This is a genomic window from Pseudoalteromonas phenolica (assembly GCF_044788725.1).
Classification (GTDB): domain Bacteria; phylum Pseudomonadota; class Gammaproteobacteria; order Enterobacterales; family Alteromonadaceae; genus Pseudoalteromonas; species Pseudoalteromonas phenolica_C.
In genome coordinates, this window is record NZ_CP173161.1 from 1,368,761 (window position 1) to 1,387,077 (window position 18,317).

An 18,317-nucleotide genomic window follows, 5' to 3' on the forward strand; every position below is an offset into this window, starting at 1 on the left:
TATGCGGAGTTGTCATGCGCCTGTGTATTTTAGTCCTTATTACATTATTAAGTGGCTGCCAATTAATGAACGAAATTAAACGAGAAGATGAGCTTGCAAACCCGAAAGGAATTGAAGGCTCATTGCCTATGGAAGTAAAGGGAATGTCGAGTTTTCCTCTTCATAACTACACTTTGAATTTAGCAAACCAGCTATATAAGGGAGAAGCAGGTAGGCTGAGAAACTCGAATATTGCGGTCATGAGCTTTACTCTGGCAACAGAATTGGGGCAAAAAACTGCCGCCCAACAAAGTAGTGGTTTAAGTCAGCAAATTCAAGAAAGTTTGATAACTCAAATGACACAATTGGGCTACAGCATGGTTGAACACAGAATAAGTGACTCAATCACTGTCAGCGAGCATCATGAAGATATGCTAACGCGCAATTTGAGCAATCTTCGCACTCGTCAAAACATTGACTACGTTATTCTTGGCACCATAACACGCCAAGAGCACGCCAATATGATAAACGCACGATTGGTCAATGTTTTGAATGGTCAAGTTATCTCTGCAGCATTTACAGAAGTTCCAATCAATGTGATGTGGACAGATGAGAAAATCCAAATGCGCAACAACAAGCTTTACCGAGCTGAGTATTAATTTAGGAGCAGAACATGAGAGCACTGTTAACATCATTATTTGCATTATCAGTGGTGGGCTGCACGGCCATGCAAGATGACTACGGTAGTAATGCGCAAACCATCCACTCTAGCAAAATTACACGAAGTATTCAGTCACCATTGAATACTAATCAATTCTTTCAAGCACAAGCGCCTGACCAAAAACAAATGTTTGGCTCGCACAATGGGCCTAAGAAAAATATTAACCATTATGTGCGCGGTATGATGCAAGACTTAGCGTCTAACCTTAAATATGTAAATCAAAATACGCCACTTGCAGTTGCCAGTTTTGTATTTTTGGATGATAAGTACGACGAAGGTACTTTGCTAGGTAACCAAATTTCTGAAAGCTTTATGCATGAGCTTTATCAATATGGCATCCCTGTTATTGATTTCAAAACAACGGGCTTTATGCGCGTTACACCAAAAGGCGACTTTGTGTTCAGCCGTGATTATTTAGAGCTTGATGAAGAGCAAAACTTTCAATATGTAATGGCTGGTACTTTAGTCAATCACAAAGGTGGTGTGCTGGTGAATGTACGAGTGGTTGGTTTGCAAAGTAAAGCTGTTGTCGGCTCTGCACAAGGTCTGATCCCTCAAGCTGTATTAGATGCTTTGGGTAGCAGCGAGCGAACCGATGGCATTATGTTGAAGTCAAGTGCCCGATAGGAAGGTGAGTATGAAACCTATTACAACGTTTATTCTATCATTGCCAGTGCTCTTGCTTTCAGGATGTAGTTTGTTAATGGGTCAACCTGCGATGAGTCAATCTGTAGTGGTTGTGAACGATCAGTCGATGATGATTGACGAAATGGTAGCAAAATCAGAAACGACTGTAGAAGTTGAAGATGACATGCAACCAAGCAAACCTGATTACGTTCCGATGAATCATTTTGTAAAGCTTGATAACTATGTTGAGCAGATGGCCATTGAGTTATCTGATTTACTCAGTGAAACACAGAATATGTCGACAGAACTCGCCGTGGCTTCATTTGTACGTTTAGATGGCACGTTGCAAACCAGTGATCAATTAGGTAATCAACTTGCTGAAACCTTTATGCACCAGCTACATCGTTTTGGCTATCAGGTTGTTGATACAAAATTACTCGATAATGTGCATATAACACGCATGGGTGATTATGTGTTTAGCCGTAAATCGAAATCTAGATTTAACTCTGAAGCGGCTGAATATGTATTGTCTGGCACTATGCTGTATCGTGAGAAAGGGGTGCTGGTTAATGCCCGAGTAATGTCACTTGAAAGCAAAAAAGTTGTCGCAACAACGAGCAAAATGATCCCTTGGTATGTTTTAAGATCAGAGAATATTTTGGTTTCTTCAAGTTACTGAACTTAACAAACAGAAGAAAAGTCACCCGTAATATTACTCGCTCATCAGACTTGATTCTGTTTTTATAGCTATATATTATGAATATCAATGGCTTGGCCTCTTAGTTAAATGGATATAACGACCCCCTCCTAAGGGGTAATTACAGGTTCGATTCCTGTAGAGGCTGCCAGACTCTTTTCTTTTTCTTTAATCACTCAGTTGAGATTTATGCTAAATTCAAGCTCTTCAAAAAGGAGTCTTGTGTGATTGAAGTAACAAATCTAACTAAAAGCTTTGCAGACAAAGTTGTTTTTCAAAATTATTCAACGTGTTTTTCATCGAAAAGGTTATGTATCGAAGCCGAGAATGGCTTGGGAAAGACCACCTTATTCACCATTATTGCTGGCCTTGATCCCCATTACAGTGGTGATATTTTACTAGATGGTCAGAAGGGTAGTAAGCTGCAAACTAAAGTGGCGATAGCGTCTGATAAAATTCCATTTCCGGCGTTTCTAACAGCCAAACAGGTACTTTCATTAACGCAAGCAAGTTGGCAATGTGACTGGCCAGGCTCTTTATGTGAAAGCTTGCACTTTAATGCCTTTCTAGACACCAAAGTCTCAGAGCTCTCTTCAGGAAATCAAAAAAAGCTGCAATTAATTAATGCCATCATGCGTGATTGTGACTATTTGATTTTAGATGAGCCAAGTGCAGCACTTGATGCTGATAGCGTAAAAGCGTTACTTTCATGGATTGAGCAATATAAAGGGCAATTACTTATCAGTTGTCACGAACCTCTGCCATTTTTAGAGCTCGGCTTTAGCACTCAGCCTTTATTCAGTGAGCTTGTGTAATGAAGCATTTCTATGCCTATCGCTATCAGGCGTTTAACTTAGCCATACAAGAGATTTTTAAGCAGTTACAGCAGTTTGTCTTAATGTTGGCAACTTTGTTTTATATTTTTCTGCCAGGGTTAATTGCAGGGCTATTCTTTGGCTTAGGTAAAGTGGTGCAAAGTAGTAGTGTGCAAGTGAGTATGCAGGTTGCACTTGCTTATTTGATTTTTCAGTCTCTGATCTTGGCTGTTTTTAAGCCGGCCATTTTAGATTCAAAAAATCGGATATTTCATACTACCTTGCTTAAGCACAATGCGCCTCAGTGGGCCTGTGATTTCATGGCAATGTTAACCTGTCACGTGTTGTGGCTGTTAAGCTTGGTTTTGATGCTTGCAATGGGACCAGACAAGCTCAGTAGGGCACCTCATTTTGTGTTGTTTATGTTTTCACAATTGAGCTTTGCATGGGTGCTGTTATACAGACCGCCAGCCTTATTCTGGGCGTTTATATCAGGGTTTGTTTTATTGGCTTTTTCTCAATCGGTAATCGGCTTTTTAGTGTGTTTGAATGCGGCTTTGCTGGCTAGTTACTTTATGCCTCAGACTATTCGCTTTAATTTTAAGCCAAAAATCAATATTTGGACGATTTGGTTAAGCTATTTTAGTGCAGATTTATGGCGTATTACTTGGCGCATTACCATGAGTGGTTTGGTATTTTGGGCGGTTTTTATCATCGCGATAGAGCGACCTGATCTAGTCCATTGGTATGCGTTGGGCGGCGCTTTACTTAATCAATTATGGTGGGCAAGCTTATTAATCGAGACGAATCAGTTCATTAGTAAGCATAAATTGTATTGGCAGAGCATTAATGCTTACTCAAAAGTTGCTAAAGTACAATGGTTTTACTTAGCCCTATTAGCATCGATTTTTACTCTACCATTTTTGTCTTTATTCACAGGGCATTTCAGTATTTGGTTAAGCTTTATGTTGACGCCTATGGTGATTTTATTGGCTAAAAATCGCAGTCAGTTATTAGCGGTAGTGTGGGCAAGTTGCAGCATCTTGCTGATATTGAGTATGGTACTTATTTAACTTTTAGAGGTTAAATAAAGTTAGCCCTTAAAGTAAGTCTCGAATTGAATAAAAAAACGCCAGCAGTTGCTGGCGTTTTCATTTGAGTATTAAACTTAAGCTGCGCTTGAGTTCGTTTCAGACACGCGCGCTTTACCTGCTAATAAATCAGCTGGGTCAAAGTCATCTACGTTAATAACTGCAAGACGTTTCGCTTCTACAGCGGCTAGCTTGTCAGCCTCATCTTTAGAGATAATGCCGGCGTCTAGTGCATCTGCTGCCACTTTGTCTAATTGCATAAATGGGATTTTCTGACCTTTTGCACGGCAAATCTTATCGAACAACGGCTCAATATCTAAGATATCTTTAAGCGTTTGCTCTTGTTTACCAAGTAGGTTTAACGGCTCATCAGTTGTGTAGATGTGCGCAGCTAAACGGCTACGTGCGTTATTTGGCGTTTGCAGTAAACGTGCTACTTTTTGCTCTAGCTTATCAGTCGGTTTGCGAACAGGACGACCGAATGGGAATAGCATTAACTTAAGTGCAAAACGCAGTGGTGCAAATGGCATATTGTTGATCAGATCTGCTAATGCACGCTGACATAAATATAGGTGTTCTTGACAGCTCCACTGTACAAACGGAAGATCTTCAATTTGACGACCTTCATCGTTGTAGCGTTTTAGCGTTGCAGACACTAGGTATAGATAACTTAGTAAGTCACCTAAACGAGCAGAGATACGTTCTTTGCGTTTTAGTGAGCCACCAAATACCGCCATACAGATATCAGACATAAATGCTAAAGCTGCACTGAAGCGTGCTGCGTTACGGTAGTAATCGGCTGTTTCGTCATTGAAAGGTACTTTTGTAAAACGCGCACCAGTTAATGCAAGCCACTTAGTGCGTACAAGGTTCGAAATAGTGAAACCAATATGGCCCATTAGCGACTTGTCAAAGCTGTTAAGCGCTTCGCGTTTGTCTTCCATAGATACCGCATTAAGCTCAGCAAGTACGAATGGGTGACAGCGAATAGCGCCTTGACCGTAAATGATCATATTACGGGTAAGGATATTTGCACCTTCAACGGTAATCGCAATTGGAGCGCCTTGGTAGCCACGGCCTAAATAGTTGTTAGGGCCTAAACAGATACCTTTACCACCATGGATATCCATCGCATGCTTGGTAGAGTCGCGCATCTGCTCGGTTAAATGGTATTTAAGAATAGCTGAAACAACAGATGGCTTTTCACCTAAATCGACAGCACCTGTTGACATAGTCACGGCTGCGTCAGTGCTATAGGCATAACCACCTAATTTTGCCAATGCTTCTTCAATACCTTCCATCTTACCAATTGGTAATTTGAACTGGCGACGAATACGGCTGTATGCACCACTTGCAAGCGCTAACGACTTGATGCCACCTGTAGAGTTTGAAGGTAGTGTGATAACACGACCCACAGATAAGCACTCAACCAGCATGCGCCAGCCTTGACCAGCCATTTTTGCGCCACCAATGATGTAGTCGATAGGCACGAAGATATCTTCACCTTGCGTTGGACCATTTTGGAATGGCACGTTCAGTGGGAAGTGGCGACGACCAATTTTAACACCTGGCGTGTTAGTTGGAATTAGCGCACAAGTAATACCCGGTTCTTTGTCATCACCAAGTAAACCATCAGGGTCACGTAGTTTAAATGCTAAACCTAATACAGTCGCAACAGGGGCAAGCGTGATGTAGCGCTTATTCCAAGTTAAACGAATACCTAACGTTTCTTCTCCATTCCACTCGCCTTTACAAACCACACCGAAATCAGGAATTGAAGAGGCATCAGAGCCTGCTTCAGGAGAGGTTAATGCGAAACATGGAATTTCATCGCCTTTGGCAAGGCGAGGAAGATAATGGTCTTTTTGCTCTTGCGTACCATAGTGTTGTAGTAGCTCACCCGGACCTAACGAGTTTGGTACACCAACAATTGAAGATAGAAGCGTTGATTTACTGGTTAGCTTTTGCAGCACACAAGATTGCGCATAAGCTGAAAACTCAAGACCGCCATATTGCTTCTTGATGATCATCGCGAAGAATTTGTTGTCTTTTAGATATTGCCAAACGTCTTCTGGTAAATCAGTTAATTCATGCGTTGCTTTCCAATCGTCAAGCATGGCACACACTTCTTCAACCGGACCATCTAAGAAAGCTTGTTCTTCTGGTGTTAAACGTGGCTTAGGATATTGGTGAAGTTTACGCCAGTCTGGGTTGCCGCAGAATAAATCAGCTTCCCACCAAGTAGTACCTGCATCGATTGCCGACTTCTCGGTTTCTGACATAGTTGGCGTGACCTTTTTAAATGCTTTAAAAAGCGGGCCACTGATATACTGTTGACGAATGTTGCTTAGTGATAAAGGCAATACGATGGCTAAGAAAATAAGCCAAGATAAAGCACCAAATGCACCAGCTATTGTACCGACTAGCAAGGTTGCCCCAGCTACCGCTACGCAGCTATGCCAACTAGCTCTGTGATAGCTAGCGACACTGAGTAGCGCGATTAAAATTAATACAAAAATCAGAGTCATATTATTTTCCTTGTTATGGTGGTCTGACCACTAAGCTTTAGACTAGCTCTAACTGCTAATGATTGCAAGTCATCTGATGAGGTTGAAATTTGCTCGATTTAATGATTTTGTCCAGTTATCTGGCCATTAAAGCAGTCCAATCAAAGTCACTGAGTCGCAATTTATTGATACCGCGGTTACAATGCGTTTTTGCAGTTACCTCGGAAAATATAGATGAAGATTTTGGCAGATCAAAATATGCCCTTAGTTGAGGAGTATTTTGCTGATTTAGGCAGTGTAACGCGATTTGATGGGCGCAATGCCAAGCCCGAACAAATCGAAGATGTTGATATTTTATTGACTCGCTCAGTAACGAAAGTAAACGCTGAGCTATTACAGTATGCTAAAAAGCTAAAATTTGTGGGTACTGCTACCATAGGTATCGATCATATTGATACTGAATTACTCGACAAAAAAGATATTGCATTCAGCAGCGCACCGGGCTGCAACGCTATTGCTGTTGCAGAGTATGTGATCAGTGCGCTTTATGCCTATGCGCAAGAAACTTCAACAAGCTTGCAAGGCAAAACTTTAGGTATTGTCGGTGTGGGCAACATTGGTCAGTGTTTACGTGAAAAGTTGCAAGGCAGTGGTATCAACTTATTGTTGTGTGATCCAATCAAGTTTGAAAATGGTGAACTTGAAGAGCATATTGAGTTAGACGACCTATTAACGCAATCTGACATAGTTTCATTTCACGTGCCATTAGTTAAAACAGGTAAACATAAAACCCTGCATTTAATTGATTCAGCGCGTATTGCAAAATTAAAAGATAATATGCTGGTGATCAATGCGTGTCGTGGTGAAGTCATTGACAACCAAGCATTACTTCAAGCTTTGCAAGCAGGAAAGCAGTTAGAGCTGGTGCTAGATGTATGGGAAAACGAACCAAACATCTTAACTGAGTTATTGCACTTTGTGCGTTATAGCAGTGTCCATATCGCAGGGCATACTCTTGAGGGCAAGGCTCGTGGTACGCAAATGCTGTATCAAAAAGTGTGTGAGCTTTTAGATATCCCAGCAGAGAAACAGTTAAGTGACTTTTTACCAAAACCTGTGATCACAGAAGTCACATTGCAAGATAATTTTAGTCAAGACGATTTAGGTCGACTTGTTCATCTGGTTTACGATCTTAGACGAGATGATGGCATTTTAAGAAAATCACTGTCTGAGAAGGGCTTTGATCACCTTCGTAAGTCTTATCCAGTAAGACGTGAATTCAGTACAGTGACAGTCAAAAATAATGGTAGTCAGTTTGCGGGACAACTCGCAACACTTGGCTTTAAAGTTTCAGAATAGGATGAGGTCAAATGTCTCAGAAATTTAATGTCGCCGTGCTTGGCGCAACAGGCCTTGTGGGTCGTCAAATCATCGAAACTCTAGCAGAGCGCAAGTTTCCGGTAGACCAACTTTTTCCACTTGCAAGCAGCAGAAGTGCGGGTGAAGAAATCGACTTTAACGGCGAAAAAGTGACGGTTTTAGATGTAGAAGAATTTGATTTTTCAAATGCACATATTGGTTTATTTTCAGCCGGTGGCAGCGTATCAGAAAAATATGCCCCAATTGCCGCAGAAGCGGGCTGTGTTGTAATCGATAATACCTCACATTTCAGATACGATTATGACGTTCCTCTGATTGTGCCTGAAGTAAATGCGCATAATTTAGCTGATTTCAGAAATCGCAACATTATTGCTAACCCAAACTGTTCTACGATTCAAATGCTAGTCGCGCTTAAGCCTATTTACGATGCTTATGGAATCGACCGTATTAACGTATCTACTTACCAAGCGGTTTCTGGTGCTGGTAAAGAAGCGGTTGATGAGCTGGCGAAGCAAACAGCTAATCTAATGAATGCACGTCCTATGGACAACGATGTATTCCCTAAGCAAATCGCCTTTAATGTGATCCCACAAATTGATGTGTTCCAAGAAAATGGCTACACCAAAGAAGAAATGAAAATGGTGTGGGAAACACAAAAGATCTTAGGCGACAGCTCTGTTATGGTAAACCCAACAGCAGTGCGTGTGCCAGTGTTCTTTGGCCATGCAGAAGCGATCCATTTAGAAACGCGCATGCCTTATGACTTAGAGCAGGTTAAACAGTTACTTAATGATGCACCTGGTGTTGAACTTATTGAAGACGAAAATGATTACCCAACACCTGTGTCTGATGCAAGCGGCAACGATACGGTTTATGTTGGTCGTTTACGTGCTGATATTTCGCATCCTCACGGCTTAAACCTGTGGGTTGTTTCAGACAATACTCGTAAAGGCGCTGCCACAAACAGTGTACAAATTGCAGAAGAGTTAATTAATAACTATTTATAACCTGCAATAATAAAACCCTGTTTCGGCAGGGTTTTGCCGCTTTTTTATAACGGTGGTATAAAAAACAGCTCGTCGATTAGCCACAAAGCACATTCTTCATTCACATCTTCTAATACTTTACTACGCTCTAAGCATTATTTATCAAAGCTTTGTCATAGATATTCCCTTGTAACTGGTTTATAGTTTGCAGTTGGAATAGAGCTTGCAAAAGCTACCATTAGCAATATTTTAATGTTTAGCACAATGTTGGACATGATATCTAAAGGATCAACATGCGCGGTTTAGTGTTTATTTGTTTCTTTGCATTTGCATTGATAACCATACCTGCCTACACACAAGACGGTACTATTTTAAAAGGCCCTAAGAATGCCGATTATGGTCAAATGGGTCGCTCAATTGGGCCAATAAAACCTTCGGATACCTTGTGGCGAATCGCGCAAAAAATAAGACCCGATGATGGCTCTGTGACTGTTTATCAGGTAATGAGCGCACTTTATCGTAAAAATCCCAATGCTTTTTTAGACAAAAATCTAAATCACATGCGCGATGGCGCATATCTGAAAATCCCTACTATTGCTGAAATGCGTCGTGAAAACCCGGCTATGGCAAAGCAGCGTTCAGATCAAGATGATGACCTCTGGGAGTTAAAAAAGAGCGGCATGCTCGACAACCAGACGATTGAAGAAGCACAAAAGAAAGTAACCCAAGCGCGTAAAATTGATGTCGATAACGCGCAGCAACAACTGACTTCGCAATTGAAATCTTTGCAAATGGAGCAAGATGCTAAGTTGCAGGAGCTACAATCACAATTTAAAAATTCAGTTCGCAGTGTTGAAGAAATACTAGAAGAAAACAACAAGCTGAAAGGCCAGCTAACAAACATTTCTGAAGAGTTGCAAAACGTACGTAACCAACTTGGTCAGGATTCTGAAATTCAGCAACAGCTTCAGTCGGTTATAGAACTTCAAAATGCCTTGATTGAACGCCAAAGAGCACAGCAGCAAGAAGAGCAAAGTGCTGACTTACTCTCAAACCCAGTGATGATTGGGCTGTTGGCAACTTTACCGGCTTTATTAGTGATTGGTGGATTAGTGATGTTCTTGCGTAAACGTAAGAATGCTAATAATACTGATGACGAAGATGATTTCCTACCACAAGCGCCAGCAGCAGGCGCTGGCGCAGCTGCGGGAGTCGCAGGTGCAGCAGCGGCTGATCCGCTCGATTTAGATGTTCCGCCTTTAGATAGCAGCATGCCAGTAGAAGACAGTGTGCAGTTAGACGACGATATCTTGCCTGAAGATGATGACATGATGTTCGACTCTTTAGAGGATGATAGTTTTGAAGCCGGAAATGATGCTTTAGATCAAGACGAACTAGACAGTTTGCTTGGTGATGATATGTCATTTGATGATGGTTCGGATGGTGATGATCTGGACGATTTCTTGCAGCAAAACTTTGATGCAGATGACTCACTAGACGACATGGTTGATCTTGACAGTGGTACCGATGCAAATAGCGACGATATCCTAAGCTCAGATGATTTAGACGACTTATTTAATGAATCAGATGACTCGTCGGATGATGAGCTAGATGTTAGCGATGATGCACTTGCCGCATTAAGTGAAGAGCTAGCGACTGAGCAGCAAGAAGATGTTGATATTGATTCCATCTTAGATGAAGCATCTGGAACTGAACCATCAGTTGAAGATGATGATTTTGATCTAGATGATATTGACAGTTTAATAGACGAGGTTTCTGAACAACCCCCAAAGGATGAAAGTCCTGAAGGAGCAGATGATGACTTTGATCTGGATGATATAGATAACCTGCTTGATGAAGTTGCGCAGAACGATGAGCCAGCAGTCGAAATCAATGACGATGATGATTTTGATATTGATAATATTGACGACTTACTCGATGAAGTCGGTGGCTCAACGGAAACAGGCAGTGAGCAGGCGAGTGATGATGCACAGCTTTTAGATGAAGATGATATTGATAGCTTAGTTGATGATGTTAATTCTGAAGATGTTGATGCGGATGACATTGATGACTTACTTGAGCAACCACAAGAACAGTCAGTAAATGAAGATGAATTATTAGAAGAAGATGGTTTTGATTTAGATGACATTGACTCGCTAATTGAGGAGACAACGCAAGATGATTCTCAACCGGACACGCTTCTAGATACTGACATTGAAGATTTAATCGATGAATCAGAGTCAAGCGACGAGCTAATAGATGAACTTCAAGAAGAAGCTGCTGCCGAACCTGAAGAAACAACGCCAGTTGAACCTGAAGACATCGCACTTGATGACTTAGATGATCTGCTTGAAGATGATTTATTAGAAGAAGCTGTTGAGTCAGAAGGTACGCTGGATGCTGACATTGAAGATTTAATCGATGAATCAGAGTCAAGCGACGAGCTATTAGATGAACTTCAAGAAGAACCTGCTGCCGAACCTGCAGAAATAACGGCTGATGAATCTGAAGATATCGCACTTGACGACTTAGATGACCTGCTCGAAGATGATTTACTAGATGAAGCTGTTGAGTCAGAAGATTCACTTGATACTGACATTGAAGACTTGATTGATGAACCAGAATCAAGCGATGAGCTTTTAGCTGAACTTCAAGAAGAACCTGCTGCAGGGCCTGTAGAAACAACGTCAGTTGAACCTGAAGACATCGCACTTGATAACTTAGATGACCTGCTTGAAGATGATTTGCTAGAAGAAGTTGTTGAGTCAGAAGATTCACTTGATACTGACATTGAAAATTTAATTGATGAACCAGAATCAAGCGATGAGCTATTAGATGAACTTCAAGACGAACCTGCTGCCGAACCTGCAGAAATAACGGCTGATGAATCTGAAGATATCGCACTTGATGACTTAGATGACCTGCTTGAAGATAATTTACTAGATGAAGCTGTTGAGTCAGAAGATTCACTTGCTACTGATATTGAAGACTTGATTGATGAACCAGAATCAAGCGATGAGCTATTAGATGAACTTCAAGACGAACCTGCTGCCGAACCTGCAGAAATAACGGCTGATGAATCTGAAGATATCGCACTTGATGACTTAGATGACCTGCTTGAAGATGATTTACTAGATGAAGCTGTTGAGTCAGAAGATTCACTTGATACTGATATTGAAGACTTGATTGATGAACCAGAATCAAGCGATGAGCTTTTAGCTGAACTTCAAGAAGAACCTGCTGCAAAGGCTGCAGAAATAACACCTGATGAATCTGAAGATATCGCACTTGATGACTTAGATGATCTGCTTGAAGATGATTTACTAGAAGAAGCTGTTGAGTCAGAAGATTCACTTGATACTGACATTGAAGACTTGATTGATGAACCAGAATCAAGCGACGAGCTTTTAGCTGAAGTTCAAGAAGAACCTGCTGCCGAACCTGCTGCAGAAATAACGCCTGATGAATCTGAAGATATCGCACTTGATGACTTAGATGACCTGCTTGAAGATGATTTACTAGATGAAGCTGTTGAGTCAGAAGATTCACTTGATACTGACATTGAAGACTTGATTGATGAACCAGAATCAAGCGACGAGCTTTTAGCTGAAGTTCAAGAAGAACCTGCTGCAGAGGCTGCAGAAATAACGCCTGATGAATCTGAAGATATCGCACTTGATGACTTAGATGATCTGCTTGAAGATGATTTACTAGAAGAAGCTGTTGAGTCAGAAGCTGGTGTTGAAATAGAAGATGCAGAAAGTGAAGTAGAGCCTAAATCTATTGAACAAAGCATTGTTGATGAGTTGAACGCAATGAATCAACAAGCATCCGCAGAGTTAGATGAAGAAATCCCGAGTGAGTTTGATAATCAAGCACCTCAAGAGCCTCTTAAGAGCGTTGATGAAATGCTCGAAGAACTTGAGTCTGATGAAGATTGGGGAACTGAGGATGAGTTTGAGGGTGAGGTTGATTTAGGTGATGATCCTTTATCAGATGATATTGACCTAGCCTCAGAAGAAGAACTGCCTGAAATTGACACAGTAACTCCAAGTGCAGAATTAGAGAGTTATCCAGAATTAGATTTAGATGAAGAACTTGACGAAGATGTACTAAATATTAGCGCAACAGAGCAAGAGTTATCGCAAGCTTTAGAGACGGGTAATGCATCAGATGAAACTTTAGAGGACGATTTTGACGATCTGCTCACAGATGATGAGTTGTCATTTGATGATGTCCCTGGCTTAGACGAAGAGCCTGAAGTAGGCGAATTATCTGATTCTGATTTGGCACAAGAATTGAGTGAGCCAGTAATTGAAGATTTTCCTGAATTTGATGAAGAGTCGGACCTAGATGCACTTGATTCAGAGCAGGAAGAATTAGTAAAAACAGGCGATGATTCAACTGAAGAACCTGAAGCTTTACTCGAAGAACCAGCTGTAGACAACGAGTTAGAAAGCGAGTCTGAAAACGGCGTTGATGAACAGCCATTCGAAGAAGATGAATTCGATGTTGAAAACATGCCTGAATTTGATGAAGATTCGACCCTAGATGCACTTGATTCAGAGCAGGAAGAATTAGCAACAACAGGCGATGATTCAACTGAAGAACCTGAAGCTTTACTCGAAGAACCAGCAGCAGACAACGAGTTAGAAAGCGAGTCTGAAAACGGCGTTGATGAACAGCCATTCGAAGAAGATGAATTCGATGTTGAAAACATGCCTGAATTTGATGAAGATTCGGCCCTAGGTGCACTTGATTCAGAGTATGAAGAATTAGCAACAACAGGCGATGATTCAACTGAAGAACCTGAAGCTTTAGTTGAAGAGTCAGCAGCAGACAACGAGTTAGAAAGCGAGTCTGAAAACGGCGTTGATGAACAGCCATTCGAAGAAGATGAATTCGATGTTGAAAACATGCCTGAATTTGATGAAGAGTCTGTCCTAGATGCACTTGATTCAGAGCAGGAAGAGTTAGCAACAACAGGCGATGATTCAACTGAAGAACCTGAAGCTTTAGTCGAAGAGCCAGCAGTAGACAACGAGTTAGAAAGCGAGTCTGAAACCGACTTTGATGAACAGCCATTCGAAGAAGATGAATTCGATGTTGAAAACATGCCTGAATTTGATGAAGAGTCGGCCCTAGATGCACTTGATTCAGAGCAGCAAGAATTAGCAAAAACAGGCGATGATTCAACTGAAGAACCTGAAGCTTTACTCGAAGAACCAGCAGTAGACAACGAGTTAGAAAGCGAGTCTGAAACCGACGTTGATGAACAGCCATTCGAAGAAGATGAATTCGATGTTGAAAACATCCCTGAATTTGATGAAGAGTCGGCCCTAAGTGCACTTGATTCAGAGCATGAAGAGTTAGAAAAAACATTTGTTGATTCAATTGAAGAGCCAGCGGCAGACAACGAATTAGAAAACGACGTTGAACAACAGTCGCTCGAAGATGAAGTAGAGATTGAAGATCTTCCTGAGTTTAGCGAAGAAGATGCTTTAGACGCAGCTGAATTTGAACAAAATTATCAAGTTGATAGTTCTGAACAGACGATTGAAGAGGCGCAGCCTGTTACTGATGAAGACTCAGTTACCGTTGATAACTTTGAAGCAGCTGGCGAAAATTTAGATTCTTTACCTGAGTCTGATGCCTTATCACCTGATGCATTCTTAGATGAGTTAAACAGCTTAGCTGATGAAGATGAACAGGATGTTGATTTAGCAATTGATGAAGCGGCGATTGAAGATCAGTTTATGTCAGAAATTTCTGACACAGATTTCGATGCTTTACTAAATGATCTTGCGGAACCTGAGCCAATTGATACTGATTCACTGGACGATGTTGAGCTTAATTTCGATACATTATTAAACGAAGAGCTTAATAATGATATTGCAGCATTGTCTTCAGAAGTTGAAGTTGAAACAGACAATAACGACATTGATGTTGAAGAGTATCTAGATATTGATGACCTAATTGCACAGAGTGATGAGTTTGAAAGCGAAGAAGAGCCGTACCAAGAAGCTAATATGGATGTAGGACTTGGTGACTTTGAAGATCTTCTCGCCGGTGAAAATGCCCCTGATGTTGATTTGGAAGCAGATGGTTTTTCAGCAAAATTAGATTTAGCTCGCGCTTATATTGAAATCGATGATAGCGAAAGTGCACTTGCTATTATTGAAGAGGTTATAAATAGCGGGCCAGAATCAGTTCAAGCCGAAGCCGCGTCTTTAAGAGATAAGCTACAAGCTTAGGCAATTTTAAAATAAAGGAGGTGAATACCTCCTTTATTTTTTTCTGTATTCAGTTCTTTCTTTAATTCAATCTCGTGATGGCTTAGAATGCTGCGCTAGTCTAGACAGAGGTAATAAATTCATGCGTGTAGCACTTGGTATCGAATATAACGGCGCTCAATATAGTGGTTGGCAAAGGCAATCTCATGTAAACAGTATTCAACAAGAGTTAGAAACTGTATTGTCTCGCATTTGTAACCATGAAGTAGAAGTAGTTTGTGCAGGCCGAACAGATGCGGGTGTTCATGCTACAGGCCAAGTAGTACATTTTGATACGCATTCAGCCCGCGATATGAGTGCTTTTACATTAGGTGCTAATTCGCAATTACCTGATGATATTGCCATTCAATTTGCACATGTGGTTGATGATGAGTTTCATGCACGTTTTAGCGCGACAGCGCGCCGTTACCGCTATGTTATTTACAACAACCCATATCGTCCAGGTATCTTAAGAAGCGGTGTAACGCATTACCATCATCCTCTTGATGAAAAACTGATGCAAGCAGCTTGTCCAGTTATGTTAGGTGAGCAAGACTTCACTTCTTTTAGAGCGGTACACTGTCAATCGAATACGCCATTTAGAAAAATGCTGCATTTAAATGTTGAACGCGTCGGTAACTTTGTGATTATTGATGTGAAAGCCAATGCCTTTTTGCACCATATGGTGAGAAACATTACCGGTACGCTAATCGACATTGGTACAGGTAAATATCCACCTGAATGGATGGCTGAATTATTGGCACTTAAAGACAGAACTCAAGCAAGCGCAACAGCGAAACCAAATGGTTTATATTTGGTAGATGTTGATTATCCTGAGAAATGGCAAATACCGTCAACACCGCTTGGTCCTTTATTCTTACCAGATACTGAAATTGCGTAATTTTAAAGCGAAAGCTTGGGTTAGTTAATGAATTATGGCGGCTTATTTAAGACTTATACGACCAGTTTTTTATACCTTTGTCTAATAAATCATGGTTTAATGACTTCAGTTTGTCTGAATGAATACAGACGTCACAACACAGAATTAGCATAAGAGAATTGCAAATGAGTTGGTTAGAAAAAATCTTACCTAGAACCACCAAATCATCAGGTAATAACAAAAAAGAAGTCCCAGAAGGCGTTTGGGCAAAATGTTCATCATGTGATGCAATTTTGTATAAAGCAGAATTAGAAAAGTCACACAACGTATGTCCTAAGTGTGACCACCACATGCGTATTAGCGCTCGTCAGCGCCTTGAAATGTTTTTAGATGATGCTGATCGTAAAGAGATTGGTATTGAGCACGAGCCAAAAGATGTGCTTAAGTTTAAAGATTCTAAAAAGTACTCAGACAGAATTACTGCCGCACAAAAAGTCAGTGGTGAAAAAGATGCACTAGTTGCGATGACGGGCCGCCTTAAGGGTATGCCGATTGCAGCGGTTGCTTTTGAATTCTCTTTCATGGGTGGTTCAATGGCGTCGGTAGTGGGTGCGCGTTTTGTTGATGCTGTAAATGAGTGTTTAGAGCACAACATGCCATTAGTATGTTTCTCTGCGTCAGGCGGTGCACGTATGCAAGAAGCACTTATGTCATTGATGCAAATGGCTAAAACAAGTGCGGCACTGGCTAAAATGAGTGAAAAAGGCTTACCATTTATCTCAGTAATGACCGACCCAACAATGGGTGGTGTATCTGCTTCACTGGCTATGCTAGGTGATATCAATGTTGCTGAGCCTAAAGCGCTTATCGGTTTCGCAGGCCCACGTGTTATCGAGCAAACTGTTCGTGAAACATTACCTGAAGGTTTCCAACGTTCAGAATTCTTACTAGAGCATGGTGCAATCGACATGATTGTTGATCGTCGTGAAATGCGTGACACACTAGCACGTAACTTAGCGAAGTTTATGGACTTGCCATCTACTGAACAAGAGCATAGAGTAGCGTAAATTTTTTAATTTAAGCTGTTTTTATGTCACAAAATATACCTTGCCAATCATCAAGCCTTGATGATTGGCTTTGTTATTTAGAGCGTGTTCATCCTGCCAATATCGAAATGGGCTTGGAGCGCATCAAACAAGTTGCCGACTCGGTTAATCTTCTCAACTCTTCTTCAAAAATCATCATGATTGCTGGTACTAACGGTAAAGGCACCACAGCACGTTGCTTAGAAAGCTTGTTGCTCGCTCAGGGTTATTCGGTAGGTACCTATGCTTCTCCACATTTAATTCGTTATAACGAGCGTGTTCGTGTAAATGGTAAAGAATTAGATGACCAATACCATGTTGATGCTTTTGATCTGCTTGAAAAGGGCAGAGGTGAAACGCCACTGACTTATTTTGAATTTGGTACGCTAGGCGCTCTGGCTATTTTTAAACGCTGTGAAGTCGATTATGTCTTGCTTGAAGTGGGCTTAGGCGGTCGTTTTGATGCTACAAATATTGTCGAGCCGATTGCCAGCGTTATTACAACCATCGACCTTGACCATAAAGAGTACTTAGGCGATACGCGTGAATTAGTTGGCTATGATAAAGCAGGTATTTTCCGTGCAGATACACCTGCGGTAGTGGGTGATCTAAATATTCCACATACAGTGACAGAGTATGGCGATGAAATATCAGCTGAGTTAATTCTGTCTAAACGAGACTTTTTCTTCGAGCCAAAACAATCCTCGTTTATTTGGCGTTATAACTCGTATGAGTGTGAGTTTCAAAAGCCGAGTATTCCAGCGCAAAATGTCGCAACGGCGCTTACTTTACTGGCGCGTTTAGAGTTGCTCCCTGAGTTAGCTGTGATTGAAAAATGTTTAGCTGACTTAAAAGTTGAGGGGCGCTTTCAAAAGCTCTGTGACTCGCCAAAAGTCTTCACAGATGTGGCGCATAACCCAGAGTCAGCTCGTTATCTAAAACAAAAGTTATTAGAGTTAAAGCAGCAAGGCTTTAAAATACATGCATTAATCGCTATGCTTGCTGATAAAGATAAAGCCAGTGTAATCAATGAAGTGTCTGAACTCGTTGATTTTTGGTCTTTGGCATCCTTAGAAGGGCCACGTGCTGAAAAGGCGAGCAATTTACTGCCATTGTTGCCTCAAGCCCATCAGCAAAACGCGCTAAAGTTCGATTCTGTAAAGTTGGCTCTCGATAGCCAATTAAAAGAATTAGATGACAGCACAGCCATGATAGTGTTTGGTTCATTTTTCACTGTGGCTGAAGCAATTCAATATTGGCAAAAATAGAGAGATAAG

General features: G+C 41.2%; 12 protein-coding genes and 1 tRNA gene. 12 read left to right on the forward strand and 1 reads right to left on the reverse strand.

The annotated features are described in order from the left end of the window. Positions 1 to 14: 14 nt before the first annotated feature. The 6 genes from ACH784_RS06380 (at position 15) to ACH784_RS06405 (ending at position 3,912) form a co-directional block, all read left to right on the forward strand. Complete coding sequence (locus tag ACH784_RS06380; protein WP_404394324.1) at positions 15 to 638, forward strand: FlgO family outer membrane protein; 624 nt, start codon at positions 15 to 17, stop codon at positions 636 to 638. A gap of 14 nt (positions 639 to 652) precedes the next feature. Further along, positions 653 to 1,327: a FlgO family outer membrane protein gene (locus tag ACH784_RS06385; RefSeq protein ID WP_404394327.1), complete on the forward strand. Its 675-nt coding sequence runs from the start codon at positions 653 to 655 to the stop codon at positions 1,325 to 1,327. 10 nt (positions 1,328 to 1,337) lie between these two features. After that, positions 1,338 to 2,006, forward strand: coding sequence for a FlgO family outer membrane protein (locus ACH784_RS06390; protein ID WP_404394329.1), 669 nt, complete (start codon positions 1,338 to 1,340; stop codon positions 2,004 to 2,006). A gap of 94 nt (positions 2,007 to 2,100) precedes the next feature. Continuing rightward, a tRNA-Arg gene (locus tag ACH784_RS06395) sits at positions 2,101 to 2,175 on the forward strand. Positions 2,176 to 2,248: 73 nt separating this feature from the next. Further along, a complete protein-coding gene (locus ACH784_RS06400; protein ID WP_404394332.1) occupies positions 2,249 to 2,839 on the forward strand; it encodes an ATP-binding cassette domain-containing protein in 591 nt (196 codons plus the stop codon). Next, entirely contained in the window at positions 2,839 to 3,912 is a 1,074-nt protein-coding gene (locus ACH784_RS06405) for a DUF6136 family protein (protein ID WP_404394336.1), read from the forward strand. The genes ACH784_RS06400 and ACH784_RS06405 overlap by 1 nt, the downstream gene beginning before the upstream one ends. Positions 3,913 to 4,007: 95 nt before the next feature. On the opposite strand, the gene fadE is transcribed toward ACH784_RS06405, so the two are convergent. Then, positions 4,008 to 6,458 carry an acyl-CoA dehydrogenase FadE gene (fadE, locus tag ACH784_RS06410; RefSeq protein ID WP_404394338.1) on the reverse strand — a complete coding sequence of 817 codons (2,451 nt, stop codon included), beginning with the start codon at positions 6,456 to 6,458 and terminating at the stop codon, positions 4,008 to 4,010. Positions 6,459 to 6,671: 213 nt separating this feature from the next. Between fadE and ACH784_RS06415 the strand changes: the two genes are divergently transcribed. The 6 genes from ACH784_RS06415 to folC all read left to right on the forward strand — a co-directional run bounded on the left by ACH784_RS06415 (position 6,672) and on the right by folC (position 18,308). After that, a complete protein-coding gene (locus ACH784_RS06415) occupies positions 6,672 to 7,796 on the forward strand; it encodes a 4-phosphoerythronate dehydrogenase (RefSeq protein WP_404394341.1) in 1,125 nt (374 codons plus the stop codon). Between the two features lie 11 nt (positions 7,797 to 7,807). Further along, the gene (locus ACH784_RS06420; RefSeq protein WP_404394343.1) at positions 7,808 to 8,824 is read left to right on the forward strand and encodes an aspartate-semialdehyde dehydrogenase; all 1,017 of its coding nucleotides are present in this window, start codon (positions 7,808 to 7,810) and stop codon (positions 8,822 to 8,824) included. Positions 8,825 to 9,096: 272 nt separating this feature from the next. Continuing rightward, positions 9,097 to 15,057 carry a FimV/HubP family polar landmark protein gene (locus ACH784_RS06425; protein WP_404394345.1) on the forward strand — a complete coding sequence of 1,987 codons (5,961 nt, stop codon included), beginning with the start codon at positions 9,097 to 9,099 and terminating at the stop codon, positions 15,055 to 15,057. A gap of 121 nt (positions 15,058 to 15,178) precedes the next feature. Then, positions 15,179 to 15,976, forward strand: coding sequence for a tRNA pseudouridine(38-40) synthase TruA (gene truA, locus ACH784_RS06430; protein WP_404394347.1), 798 nt, complete (start codon positions 15,179 to 15,181; stop codon positions 15,974 to 15,976). 164 nt (positions 15,977 to 16,140) lie between these two features. Continuing rightward, positions 16,141 to 17,022: an acetyl-CoA carboxylase, carboxyltransferase subunit beta gene (gene accD / locus ACH784_RS06435; RefSeq protein ID WP_404394349.1), complete on the forward strand. Its 882-nt coding sequence runs from the start codon at positions 16,141 to 16,143 to the stop codon at positions 17,020 to 17,022. A 23-nt stretch (positions 17,023 to 17,045) separates the two neighbouring features. Beyond that, positions 17,046 to 18,308, forward strand: a complete 1,263-nt coding sequence (folC, locus tag ACH784_RS06440) for a bifunctional tetrahydrofolate synthase/dihydrofolate synthase (protein ID WP_404394351.1) — start codon at positions 17,046 to 17,048, stop codon at positions 18,306 to 18,308. Positions 18,309 to 18,317: the final 9 nt, after the last annotated feature.